The sequence below is a fragment of the Desulfobacter sp. genome, from assembly GCA_028768525.1.
In the GTDB taxonomy this organism is placed as follows: Bacteria; Desulfobacterota; Desulfobacteria; order Desulfobacterales; family Desulfobacteraceae; genus Desulfobacter.
In genome coordinates this window covers 1,229,531-1,241,419 of record CP054837.1, presented here as the reverse complement: position 1 = coordinate 1,241,419, position 11,889 = coordinate 1,229,531, and the positions used below count along the sequence as shown (strand labels likewise).

The 11,889-nt window shown below is 55.0% G+C and carries 11 protein-coding genes and 1 tRNA gene; 4 read left to right on the top strand and 8 right to left on the bottom strand.

Features of this window, described 5'->3' with window-relative positions; all coding sequences use genetic code 11:
• Window positions 1–88: 88 nt before the first annotated feature.
• On the bottom strand, window positions 89–1,537 hold the full coding sequence (locus tag HUN04_05700) for a PLP-dependent aminotransferase family protein (GenBank protein WDP89251.1): 1,449 nt from the start codon (window positions 1,535–1,537) through the stop codon (window positions 89–91).
• 150 nt (window positions 1,538–1,687) lie between these two features.
• Between HUN04_05700 and HUN04_05695 the strand changes: the two genes are divergently transcribed.
• The 4 genes from HUN04_05695 to HUN04_05680 are packed head-to-tail and all read left to right on the top strand — an operon-like array spanning window position 1,688 to window position 6,652.
• Window positions 1,688–2,020, top strand: a complete 333-nt coding sequence (locus tag HUN04_05695; protein ID WDP89250.1) for a hypothetical protein — start codon at window positions 1,688–1,690, stop codon at window positions 2,018–2,020.
• A 25-nt stretch (window positions 2,021–2,045) separates the two neighbouring features.
• On the top strand, window positions 2,046–3,698 hold the full coding sequence (locus tag HUN04_05690) for a ribonuclease J (GenBank protein WDP89249.1): 1,653 nt from the start codon (window positions 2,046–2,048) through the stop codon (window positions 3,696–3,698).
• Window positions 3,699–3,708: 10 nt separating this feature from the next.
• Window positions 3,709–6,042 carry a DNA translocase FtsK 4TM domain-containing protein gene (locus HUN04_05685; protein WDP89248.1) on the top strand — a complete coding sequence of 778 codons (2,334 nt, stop codon included), beginning with the start codon at window positions 3,709–3,711 and terminating at the stop codon, window positions 6,040–6,042.
• Complete coding sequence (locus HUN04_05680; GenBank protein ID WDP89247.1) at window positions 6,029–6,652, top strand: class I SAM-dependent methyltransferase; 624 nt, start codon at window positions 6,029–6,031, stop codon at window positions 6,650–6,652. Before HUN04_05685 ends, HUN04_05680 begins: the two co-directional genes overlap by 14 nt.
• Before the next feature lie 24 nt (window positions 6,653–6,676).
• On the opposite strand, the gene HUN04_05675 is transcribed toward HUN04_05680, so the two are convergent.
• From HUN04_05675 to rpsU, 7 genes are all read right to left on the bottom strand, one after another.
• A complete protein-coding gene (locus HUN04_05675) occupies window positions 6,677–6,847 on the bottom strand; it encodes an ankyrin (protein WDP89246.1) in 171 nt (56 codons plus the stop codon).
• Window positions 6,848–6,931: 84 nt separating this feature from the next.
• Complete coding sequence (locus HUN04_05670) at window positions 6,932–7,954, bottom strand: ChaN family lipoprotein (protein WDP89245.1); 1,023 nt, start codon at window positions 7,952–7,954, stop codon at window positions 6,932–6,934.
• A gap of 84 nt (window positions 7,955–8,038) precedes the next feature.
• On the bottom strand, window positions 8,039–8,749 hold the full coding sequence (locus HUN04_05665; GenBank protein ID WDP89244.1) for a methyltransferase domain-containing protein: 711 nt from the start codon (window positions 8,747–8,749) through the stop codon (window positions 8,039–8,041).
• Window positions 8,730–9,998, bottom strand: coding sequence for a glycosyltransferase family 4 protein (locus HUN04_05660; GenBank protein ID WDP89243.1), 1,269 nt, complete (start codon window positions 9,996–9,998; stop codon window positions 8,730–8,732). The genes HUN04_05665 and HUN04_05660 overlap by 20 nt, the downstream gene beginning before the upstream one ends.
• Before the next feature lie 14 nt (window positions 9,999–10,012).
• Window positions 10,013–10,088, bottom strand: a tRNA-Arg gene (locus HUN04_05655).
• A gap of 28 nt (window positions 10,089–10,116) precedes the next feature.
• Entirely contained in the window at window positions 10,117–11,421 is a 1,305-nt protein-coding gene (locus tag HUN04_05650) for a bifunctional folylpolyglutamate synthase/dihydrofolate synthase (GenBank protein ID WDP89242.1), read from the bottom strand.
• A 65-nt stretch (window positions 11,422–11,486) separates the two neighbouring features.
• Entirely contained in the window at window positions 11,487–11,696 is a 210-nt protein-coding gene (gene rpsU / locus HUN04_05645; protein WDP89241.1) for a 30S ribosomal protein S21, read from the bottom strand.
• Window positions 11,697–11,889 lie beyond the last annotated feature (193 nt).

The window sequence follows — 11,889 nt, the reverse complement described above, 5'->3', positions numbered from 1 at the left end:
GATCCTCCTAATTTAAATGGTTAAACCATTAGTAACTAATTTGAATATGATGGTATTTAAATGAGTTGTCAAGGATTTAATCATTTTTTTAATCGATTGATTTTTTTTTATATGCAGCCCGGACCAGCCTGCCCAAAATTGCAATTCCCTTTTCAAGGTCAGGTCCCCATTTGACGCCGCAGTTGAGCCGCAGGCAGTGGCTGTAGCGGTCCGTGGAGGAACAGATTCGGCCGGGGAGGATGGAGATGCCCTGATGTCTGGCCTGCTGGTAGATTTCCATGGTGTCAACGGACCTGTCCAACTCTATCCAGAGAACCATTCCCCCCCTGGGAAAGGTTACCCGGATATTTTCAGGAAAGTGGTTGGCCAGGGCAATGGAAAGGACCGAGGCCTGGTTCTTAATCTGGTTTCTCAGCCGTCTCAGGTGGCGGTCATAGGCGCCTGAGTCCAGGAACCGGGCTGCGGCCCTGTGGTGGATTCCGGGGCAGGCCAGTTTTGAATTGAGCTTGAGGCGAAGCACCTTTTCCCTGAATTTTCCCGGCACCGTCCAGCCGGTCCTCAGACCCGGGGCCAGGTTTTTGGAAAAGGAAGAGCAATAGAGTACCATACCCTGGGTATCAAGGCTTTTGAAGGTTGAAGGACGTTTTGATCCGAAATAGATGTCCCCGTAGATATCATCTTCAATAATGGGCAGGCCCTGGGCATGGGCAATGTTCAGTACCTTTAGCTTTGCCCCAGGGGACATCACCGAGCCCAGGGGATTCTGGAAATTTGTATTGAGCAAACAGGCCCTTATCTTATGGGAGGTGACAATTTTCTCAAAGGCATATGGGTCCATGCCGGTTTCCGGACATCCCGGCATTTCAATCACATAGAGGTTCAGATCCTCCATAAGCTGCAGAAAGCAGTGAAAAACAGGGGATTCAACCAGGATGGTGTCCCCTGGACCGGCCACGGCCCTCAGGCAGAGGCTGACTGCCTCCAGACAGCCGTTGGTTGTGATAATATCGTCGGGGCCCACGGTACATGCCTGGCCCAGCATCCGGGCGGCCAGGGCCCGGCGGAGTTCAGGCGAACCGGCCGGCGGGTCATAGGTGCCCATGCCCTTTTCAAGTTCATCCATGGTCATGGTTTTGGTGATCCGGGCCAGCTGTTTCAGGGGCAGAAGTTCCCTTGACGCAACCGCTGCCCCCAGTTGGAGCATATCGGGGGCATTGAGGTCCGACAGGATGGTCTCGGCCAAATCGTTGATGCTGACCCGGCTCGGGTGGGGGCTGCCCTGATGCCTCAGGGGCCGGGGCAGGGGCAGGGTGTGCAGGGGACGGACATAGAAACCGGATTTTTCCCTGGCTTCCACCCGGCCCCGTTTTTCCAGTTCAATATAGGCCTGGTGGATGGTGGTGACACTCAGGCCCAGACGGTTGTGGAGCTGCCGCAGTGAAGGAAGCTTTTCCCCGGGTCTGAATTTGCCGGCGAGGATGCCTTCCTGGATTTCATCGGCCAGTGCCACATACCTGAAATTGTTTTGGGATCTCATGGGAGTCGTTCTCTGTTATGGTTGGGTGTGGTGATTTTTTTATCTGTTCCTGTTATACCCCTAAACTTCCCCGATCGGCAAGAAATTTGCATTGGTTGCCGGTGAACTTGATGTTGCATCCCATGGGGTACTATGTTAATTAGAATCCCTATGAAACAATATGTAATCGACGGATTGACGCTCAAGGATTATTCCGCACTAAAAGAGTATCTGGATGCCCACCTGGAATCCGCCCCCATCGGCGGTATCTATTGGCTTGAATTGGCCCCGGAGTGCCTGACACCACTCCAGGCCGAGCACCAAGGCTGCGGGCCCCATGTTTTTGCCCTGATGCTGGAAGAATCCTACCTGTCCTGTGAGTTGCTGGTGAGAATTAAAACCAATATCAAATGCGATTGTATGGGCTATGCCACCAAAGGCCAGCGTGACTGGCTGGTGGACTGGACCGACGCGGTCTTTGAAAAACTGGCCATCTGCATTTGATATGGGGTCTGGATATATAAAAAATATGTTAAAGATCATACCGCTCGGGGGGCTGGGTGAAATCGGCCTGAATATGATGGTGGTGGAGTACGGGGACGTCATGTTTATCATCGACGCCGGGCTCATGTTTCCCGAAGACTATATGCTGGGGGTGGATATCGTTATCCCGGCCATGGATTACCTGCGGGAAAACCGGGAAAAAATAGAGGGCATCATCCTCACCCATGCCCATGAAGACCATATCGGGGCGCTGCCCTACCTGCTCCGTGAAATCCGCCTGCCCGTCTACGGCACCCCTTTTACCCTGGAAATCGCCAGAAACAAACTGGTGGAGTTCGACCTGAACACCCATGTGGACCTCAATGTGGTCAACCCCGGAGAGGTGCTCACCATTGAGCCCTTTGACATTGAATTTATCCGGGTGAGCCATTCCACGGTGGACGGCGTCGGGCTGGCCATTAATACCCCTGAAGGGGTGGTGGTCCATACCGGGGATTTCAGGATCAGTCACTCCGGGGACAAGATGAAGAATACGGATATCTCCAGCTTTGCCCGGTGGGGAGAGCAGGGGGTGCTGGCCCTGATGTCCGATTCCACCAATGTGGAGGTGGAAGGGTATACCATGTCCGAACAGGAGGTGGCCAAGAACCTGGGCAAACTCATTGCAGCGGCCCCGGGTCGGGTCATCGTGGCCCTGTTTGCCTCCAACGTTTTCCGCATCCAGCAGGTCATTGATATGGCCCGGCGCAATAACCGCAAGGTGGTCTTCAACGGCCGGTCCATGGAGCAGATCACCGATGCGGCCATGCGCCTGGGATATATCACCTGCCCGCCGGGCATGATTGTGGACATCAAGCAGATCCATAAACTGCCCCCCGACGAGGTGGCCATCATCACCACCGGCAGCCAGGGAGAGCCCATGTCGGCCCTTGCCCGGATGGCCTCGGGGGTGCACAAGCACATCAATATCCGGAAAGGGGATACGGTGATCCTTTCCTCCAAACACATCCCGGGCAACGAAAAAGCCATTTCCAATATCATCAACAAGCTCTACCGGAGGGGGGCGGAAGTGGTGTATTCCAAAGTCGCCCAGATCCATGCCTCGGGCCATGCCCACCAGGAAGAGCTCAAGCTGATGATCAACCTCACCCGGCCGGAGTATTTTATCCCCATCCATGGGGAATACCGGCATCTGGTGGTCCACGCCCGCCTGGCGGAGAAACTGGGCCTGGAACGGCACAACGTCATTGTGGCCGAAGACGGGCAGGTCATCGCCTTTGACGAGGACAAGGGCGGCCGCATAGAGGGAAAGGTGCAGACCGGCCGGATCCTTGTGGACGGCAAGGGCATCGGCGATGTGGGCCGGTCCGTGCTCAAGGAGCGCCGTGAGCTGTCCGAAGGGGGGCTTGTGGTGGTCACCATGATCATCGACGAGGAAACCGGTGTGGTGCTTTACGGGCCGGAACTGGTCTCCAAGGGGTTTGTCTTTGATTCGGCCACCGGATACCTGGTGGACGACGCCCAGTGCGTGATCCTGGAAATCGTTGAGGAATACGAGGCCGGGCTGGAATCCCGGGTGGAGCTGATCCGCAAAAAACTCCAGCGCGCCCTGAAGCAGTACTTTGCCTTTGCCATCAACCGCCGTCCCCTGATTGTGCCCATTATCATTGAGGTCTGATCATCCAGGTATGAAAAAAGAACTCTACGGCATTTTCCTCTTTTTTCTGATTATCCTGACAGCGGTAAGCCTTTTTTCCTTTCACGCGGCAGACCCCTGCGTGGGCAACCATTTCTTCGAGGTCCCCAAAAAGATCCACAACCTGTTCGGCCTGGTGGGGGCCCATACGGCCGGGCTTTTTGTCTATCTTTTCGGCATCGGCTCCCTCTGGGTCCCTCTGGTCCTCTCCCTGCTGGGCCTCTGGTATCTTAAGGGAAAATCTGCCAGGGTGATCTGGCTTACCCTGGTTGGCGGCCTCATGCTCATGGTTTCCACCGGTAGTATCTTTTATCTGTTCAGGGATGCCTACCGGTTTTCCAACACCCTGATGCCCGCCGGCGGCGTGGTGGGCACGGCGGTGACGGGGTTTCTTTTAAAATATGCCAATATCACCGGATGCATCATTGTGCTGGCTTTCGTGGTGGTGGTGGGATTCGTCCTGGCCACCGGCATTTCCGTTAAAGCGGTGGTGCTGTTGCTCCGGGACAAGGCCGCAGCGTTGATGCGGACCATGCAAAAGGATATGGCCGAGGCCCTTGCATATATGAAGACCCAGGGCGTAAAGATGCGGGAAGCCAGGAAATCGGCAAGGATAGAGCGGGCCGAACGGGCGGAGCAGGCCAGGGAACTTGATGCAAAGCCCAGGGAGTTGCCTGAAAAAACAACGAAAAGGAAGAGAAAAAAGAAAGAAACGGTCCCGGTGGTGGTGCCTGAACCCGTGGAGGGCAGAGGCGATGTTTCCGTGGACGACCTTTTTGCCCCCAATATCGTGGAGGTGGAACGGGATGACAGGGAATATATGGCCGATCCGGCCCTTGAAGATATCCGGGAGCGGCCGGATTTCGTTCTGCCCAAGCTCTCTTTCCTGGATGAAAAGGCCAAGGTCCGCCGCCATGTGGATACCCAGATCCTTCAGGAAAAAGCGAAGATACTTGAGGAGAAACTCAAGGATTTCAACGTCCGGGGCGAGGTGGTGGAAATCCTGCCCGGCCCCGTGATCACCACCTTTGAATACCGGCCGGCGCCGGGAATAAAATTGTCAAAGATCGTGGGCCTTTCCGATGACCTGGCCCTGGCCCTCTCCGCCATTTCCATCCGTATTGTGGCCCCCATCCCCGGCCGGGATGTGGTGGGCATTGAAATCCCCAATGACGAACGGGAACAGGTCAACCTCAGGGAGATGGTCGCTTCCAAGGAATTTGTCACCTCAGATTCCCTGCTCACCCTGGGACTGGGCAAGGATCTTCTGGGGCAGCCAGTGGCCACCAAGATGGATAAGATGCCCCACCTGCTCATTGCAGGAGCTACCGGCACGGGCAAGTCCGTGGGGCTCAACTCCATGATCATCAGTCTGCTGTACAAGGCCAGCCCGGACCAGGTCAAGCTGATCATGGTGGATCCCAAGCGGATCGAGCTTTCCGTATACAACGACATCCCCCATCTGATCACCCCGGTGGTCACGGATATGAAAAAGGCCACCAACGCATTGTTCTGGGCGGTGAAGGAGATGGAGCGGCGGTATGAACTCCTGGAGCTGTCCGGGCTGCGGAACATCGGCCAGTACAATGAGATGGTAAAGGAAAAACTGGCCGCGGCCGGGCCCGGCGCCGATCCCGATGAACTCATGGGTGCGGCCGGGGTCCCCCTTGAGACCCTGCCGTATATCGTGGTCATCGTGGACGAACTGGGGGATCTCATGATGGTGGCCTCCAAGGATGTGGAATACGCCCTCACCCGCCTGGCCCAGATGGCCCGGGCGGCGGGCATTCATCTTATTATCGCCACCCAGCGCCCTTCGGCGGATGTCCTCACCGGCACCATCAAGGCTAATTTTCCCACCCGGATCTCCTTCCAGGTCTCTTCAAAAATCGACGGCCGGATCATCATCGACCAGGGGGGGGCAGAAAGCCTTCTGGGCAACGGGGATATGCTTTTCTGCCCGCCGGGCACGGGCAAGCTCATGCGGATCCAGGGGGCCTATATCTCGGAAAAGGAAATTGGCCGGGTCACCGGGTTTATAAAGGAACAGCGTAAACCCGACTATAATGAAGAGGTTACCATGGGAGACGGCCAGGACGAGGAAAAAAGCTTTGACGAATCCGAGTACGATGCCAAGTACGACGAGGCCGTGGCACTGGTCACCAAGGACCGGCAGGCCTCCATCTCCTATGTCCAGCGTCGTTTGCGCATTGGCTACAACCGGGCCGCCCGGCTCATTGAAATGATGGAACATGAAGGGATTGTGGGGCCGCAGATCGGCTCCAAAGGCCGTGAGATACTGGTGAAAAGCTATGACGAAAATTGATTTTCAGTTTCTGAACACCATCAAGGGATTCATGCACGATGAAGAGGTGGTGCGGCTCTATGATGTCGCCCTGGAGGCATCGGCCATGGGCCCCCTGCTTGAAATCGGCTCTTACTGCGGCCGGTCCGCAGCCGTCATCGGACAGGCCTGCAGGGAAAACAGCGGGATTCTGTATTCCATTGACCACCACCGCGGGTCGGAAGAACAGCAGCCCGGTGAAGAATACTTTGACCCTGATCTTTATGATGGGGCCGTTTTAGGGGTGAACACCCTGCCGCTCTTCCGGCAGACCCTGGAACGGGCCGGACTGGAAGATACGGTGGTGCCCATTGTTTCCTCTTCGGCCACTGCCGGCCGGATGTGGTGCACGCCGCTTGCCATGGTCTTTATAGACGGCGGCCATTCCTATGAGGCTGCCCGAACGGATCTGACCACCTGGGCCCCCCGTCTCATGCCCGGGGGCTACCTTGTGATCCATGATATTTTTTTCAATCCCGAGGAGGGGGGGCAGCCCCCCAGGCAGGTCTACGAAGAGGCAAGGGCGTCCGGCCTCTATGAAGAACTTGAAATGACGAAAACCCTCGGGGTGCTGAGGCGGAAAAAGGAATAGGCCGGATCCTGTATCCGGCCCAAATTATTCCTGAATAACGCCGGTGCCGGCACAATCCGGGCATTTCTGGTCCGGCTCGCAGACACAGTCATCAGCCACGTCTTCCGGATCGTTGGTCCGCCATTCCGCGTTGCATTCACAATTGCCGACAAGCACTTTTTTTCCTTTACAGGTGGGGCATATTTTTTCGGTCATCTGTCTTCTCCTGTATAGTGATGGTGAATCATAAAATGAATACTAATCATTAGAATAGGGCTCTTTTCGTCGATGTAAAGGCAGTTATTCCATTTTCTTTTTTCTCATTTTTTCCAGCGCTTTCCTGAATTTAAGACAGGGATCCTCGTAAGAAACCCGCTGGGTAAACCATAGAAAGTCTCCGGGCGGGGCAGGGGGGTGGTCTTGTAAATCCAGCGGGGCCAAATAGGCGGCAAGGTCTGCCGGTTCCCTGGAGATCTCTGTCATGGCCAGGTTGACCTGGGAAATATCCGGGCTTAAATGGCGCACCCTGTCCATGACCCCCAGCCCGTATTCAGTATGCCCGTTGCCCATGATCACCACCACCGGGCCGGTTCCTTTTGCCCTGGTGCGGTGGAGTTCTGTAATGGACAGGGCCATGCGGTCATTTCTGGCCAGCCAGGTATCGTATAGCCTGTCAGTCATTCTGCCGTGGTCCATGCCGCAGTGGACATTTTTGAAAATTCCGGTCATATGGGTTTTGTACGCCGGATCGTTGAGGCCGGTGGAAAATATCTGCGTTTTTTCAAGGGGCGTGATGCCTTGAATGCCTTTGCGGGTGATGCGCCGTTTCAGTGACGGCACAAGGTCCAGGCCTCCCGCGGTCAGCCCCTTGTCCCTGGCCAGGGTCAGGAGGTTCCAATAAAAGGACCACATGGTGTCGGATTGGTCTTCCCAGCCCAGTTTCTGTCTCATCCGGGTCTCCACGGCTTTTTCAATGTCCGGGGAGTGTCCAGCCTTTTTTGAATCCATGAGATTTAAAAGGAGGGGGGTGTCCTTCACCGGGAAGAATTCAAAACCGAGAATGGGGGAGCGGCCGGAATCGGCCAGATCGCTGATGATCCGCTGCTGGGCGGCATGGTGCATGGGGTTGTCGTGTTTTTCGGAAAGATAGATAACGTCGGCGGCGGCCAGGGCGTCCAGCAGATGGTCGTAGGATATTTCTTTCCCGGTGGTGCCCTTTATAATTTTTCCGATTAAAGGATCGCTGCGTTTCACTGCCTTGGGGGCGGTGGCACATGAATAGGCCAGGGGGATCAGGGCGGCCAGGATGATTAGGGTGCGCATATTTCTCCTCAATATTTAGGTTATGAAGAGAATATAATACCGTTTTCCCCCCTGAACAGGTCAGGCCGCGCGTAAAATCCGGTCTTAATGTTTTTTAAAATACATGACCACGCTTTTGCCCAGCACCGGGTTGAGCAGCCTGTCCACCCAGGTGGTGAGCTTCGGCTTTTTCATCAGGTCCCAGACCAGGAGGCGGTGGTAGAGGTTTACGGCGGCGGAATCGGTCCGGTTGGGGCCCACCAGGCATTTAAGCCACCAGTACGGGCTGTGGATGCTGTGGGCAAAATGGGCACCGGTAAAGGAAAATCCTCTCTCGCGGATCCGGTCCATGAGTTCATTCTTATTGTAGATCCGGACATGGCCCATGTTGGCATTGAAATACTCGTCGGAGAGCTGCCAGCAGATTTTTTCGGGCCAGGCCCTGGGGACGCTGACGGCAAGGGTTTGCCCCGGCTTTACGATTCGGGCCAGCTCGTCAATGGCGGCATCATCGTTGGGGATATGCTCCAGGACTTCCGAGCAGAGGACCACATCAAAGCTTTCATTATCAAAGGGCATGGCCGTAATGTCCATGCAGGAGAGGTTCCAGTCCCTGCAGGAAAGGTCTTCAATGGCCTGGTGGAATTCCAGCTTCCCCCGGGTGGTGACCAGGTTGTCGAACCCGAAGTCGGCCCCGGTGCAGACAGCGCCTTTCTCCTGGCAGATGCGCACGGTGTGGCGGCCTTCGCCGCAGCCGATGTCCAGCACCCGGTCCCCGGGGCGGATATCCAGCCGGTTAAAGTCCATGGTAATCATCAATCACCTCCTGATATACGGCTGCGGTTTTTATGGCGGTTTTCTCCCAGGTAAATTCGGATTGCACCCGTTCATACCCTTTCTGGGCGAGGGTCTCCCGCTGTTTCTCATCATCCAGGAGTTCTTCGATGGCCTTTTCCAGGGCCCGGGCATCCCCGGGGGGAACCAGTTTTGCCGCGTCTCCGGCCACTTCGGGCAGGGCGCCCCCGGTGGTGGAAATCACCGGAATCCGGCAGGCCATGGCCTCCCCCACGGGCAGGCCGAATCCCTCGTACATGGAGGGGACCACGGCCACTTGCGACCTGGCATATTCCCGGACAAACCGCTGGTGGTCGATGCGGCCGGTGAAGTCGATGTGGGGTCCTAAATCCAGTTTTTTAACCAGGTTTTCAATGCCCCCGTCCTTTTTTGGCGTGCCGATGACGGTGAGGGAGACCTCCCGTCCCTTTTTGACCAGCCGGTCCAGGGCATGGAGAAGATGGTAAAGTCCCTTGAGGGGAGTGTCTGCACTGTTGGTTACAATGAGCCGCCCCGGGATCTTTTTGACGTGGTCCAGGGGGTAAAAATTGTCCATGTCAATGCCGATGGGGATGGTCCGGAAATTTGACTCCGGGATGTCAAACTCCCTTGAAATATCTCTTTTGGAACTGTCGGACACCGTGATAATGGCAGGCATCCTCCGGGCCACCCGTTTCTGCATCCCGATGAAGGAGTACCACCGCAGGGCCTTGAGCTTTTTCCAAAATGACCGGGTGCTCTGCACAGCCAAACGCCGGTCCACGGTCATGGGGTGGTGGATGGTGGCGGTGACGGGCATTGACCCCGCCAAAGAGAGGATGCCGTAGGCCAGGGTCTGGTTGTCATGGATGATGTCCAGGCTGCGGGTTCTGTCCTTCATATACCGTTTCACCCGCATGCCGAAGGTCAGGGGCTCGGAATATCCCATGGCGGAAATATCCAGCCACTCAATCAAATTGACCGGATCTTTGAGTTCATCCAGGCTGGGGGTCCTGAACAGATCTTCGGGATTGTAAAGGTCAAGGGTCTGGAGCATGGACAGCTTGATATTGTCCATGGGGCCGATGTCAAGTTGGGGATCCGGCGGCCCGGCGATCACTTCTACCTGGTGGCCCAGGTCGGACAATGCATGGCTGAGGTGGCGGATGTAAACCCCCTGGCCCCCGCAATGGGGATTGGACCGGTATGAAATCAGTCCGATGCGTAATCCTGTTTTATGGAATGTATTCATGGGAGTCTTAAGGATGGCGCGCCCGGCTGGAATCGAACCAGCGATCTTCAGCTTCGGAGGCTGACGCCTTATCCACTGGGCTACGGGCGCTCAAATCAGGCGAAGTTATACCACATTATCAGATAAAATCCAGACAAAATTTTTCTTTTGCCTCCCCGGCCACGTATAGTGACCCGGCAATGCATACGGCATCTTCTTTGGAAGACGTTGATATTGCATGGGATACGGCTTCTTTGACATCTTCAATAATGGTGGTTTCTCCCTTAAAAAATTTTTTCACAGCCTTTTCGAGAACCTCGGTTTCAAGGCTCCGGTCTATTTTTGCCTTGGTGATGATTACCCGGTGGGCCAGGGGCGCCAGGTGTGCCAGCATCTCTTCATGGGGTTTGTCATCCAGGATGCCCACCACCAGGGTGAGTTTTTTGTCTCCCAGCCTGCCGGCCAGGTATTTGCCCAGCACCTGGGCCGCCTTGAGGTTGTGGGCGCCGTCCAGAATCACCAGGGGCTCATCCATGATTTTTTCCAGGCGGCCGGGCCACCGGGCGTTGGACAGGCCTTCCCTGACCAGTTCCGGGGAAACCGTGTATCTTTCATCCCTGCCCTTGTTGTGGTCGAATATCAGTTCGCAGGCCGCCAGGGCCAGGGATAGGTTTTCCCGCTGGTGGTCGCCGGGCAGGGGCTTTACCAAATCTTTATAGGTATTGTGAATTCCCTGAAAGGCATAGGTCTTTTTGTTCGGCGTTTTCCGGATGGAAAAATCCTTTTTGAACCGGAAGAGGGGGGCCTTGTTCTCTTTTGCAATTGTTTCCAGCATCTCAATGCCCGACGGCTGGGATACCGCGGTGACCACCGGGGTGTTGGGTTTTATGATCCCTCCCTTTTCCCGGGCCAGGTCTTTGATGGTGGATCCCAGGTATTCGGTGTGCTCAATGGAAAGGTTGGTGATCACACTGACCTGGGGCTTTATGACATTGGTGGCATCGAACCGCCCGCCCATGCCGGTTTCGATCACAGCCCAGTCCACCTTTTCCTTTGAAAACTGGTAAAAGGCCATGGCAGTGGCAATTTCAAAAAAGGTGGCCCGGCGCTTGCCGATGTCCACGGCATTTACTGCCTCATAAGCCTTGACCACATCATCATCGGAAATCTCTTTGCCGTCAACGGTGATCCGTTCGTTGAACCGGACCAGGTGGGGGCTGGTGTAAATGCCTGTCCTGAACCCCGCCTGCCTGAGAATGGAGGCTATATAGGTGGCGGTGGAGCCTTTGCCGTTGGTGCCGGCCACATGGACGACCTTGTAATTTTTCTGGGGGTTGTTCAGGAATCTCAGGATGTTAAGGATGGTATCAAGCTCCAGCTTGATACCGAAGCGGCCCAGCTTATAGATTTTATCCAGGCACTGCTCATAGGAAATTTTTGGCATGTTCGGTTATCCATAAAAAAAGCCCGGCATGTCAGGAGTGCTAACATGCCGGGCGATTTCAGTGCTTAGCTACGTCTTCTGCGAGATCTTGAGGCGGCAATTCTTTGTCTTCTCATTGCCTCTCTCATCTTACGTCTTCTGTACTGACACGGTTTTTCGTAGTGCTTTTTAACCTTCAGACGTTTGAAGAGTCCGTCGTTCTGAATTTTTTTCTTCAGAATTCTCAAGGCCTTTTCTACGTCATTATCAATAACGGTGACCGTAATTTCTTTCAAGCAGCATCGCCCCTTTCATAGTGGATTTAAATATTAAATATTTATAACCGCACTTTGTAACAAAATGATGATGATAAAGCAAGTGAAAAAACAAAAACCGGTAAGCTCAGGGAATTGGCCGGTTGATAGTATGTCCGGTTACAGGCCCGTCAATATATATTGCCGTAAAGAATATATTGCCGTAAAAATCTCG

Coding starts and splice junctions, on each gene's coding strand:
- HUN04_05700 (WDP89251.1), bottom strand. CDS start 1,537: ATGAGATCCCAAAACAATTTCAGGTATGTGGCACTGGCCGATGAAATC.
- HUN04_05695 (WDP89250.1), top strand. CDS start 1,688: ATGAAACAATATGTAATCGACGGATTGACGCTCAAGGATTATTCCGCA.
- HUN04_05690 (WDP89249.1), top strand. CDS start 2,046: ATGTTAAAGATCATACCGCTCGGGGGGCTGGGTGAAATCGGCCTGAAT.
- HUN04_05685 (WDP89248.1), top strand. CDS start 3,709: ATGAAAAAAGAACTCTACGGCATTTTCCTCTTTTTTCTGATTATCCTG.
- HUN04_05680 (WDP89247.1), top strand. CDS start 6,029: ATGACGAAAATTGATTTTCAGTTTCTGAACACCATCAAGGGATTCATG.
- HUN04_05675 (WDP89246.1), bottom strand. CDS start 6,847: ATGACCGAAAAAATATGCCCCACCTGTAAAGGAAAAAAAGTGCTTGTC.
- HUN04_05670 (WDP89245.1), bottom strand. CDS start 7,954: ATGCGCACCCTAATCATCCTGGCCGCCCTGATCCCCCTGGCCTATTCA.
- HUN04_05665 (WDP89244.1), bottom strand. CDS start 8,749: ATGATTACCATGGACTTTAACCGGCTGGATATCCGCCCCGGGGACCGG.
- HUN04_05660 (WDP89243.1), bottom strand. CDS start 9,998: ATGAATACATTCCATAAAACAGGATTACGCATCGGACTGATTTCATAC.
- HUN04_05650 (WDP89242.1), bottom strand. CDS start 11,421: ATGCCAAAAATTTCCTATGAGCAGTGCCTGGATAAAATCTATAAGCTG.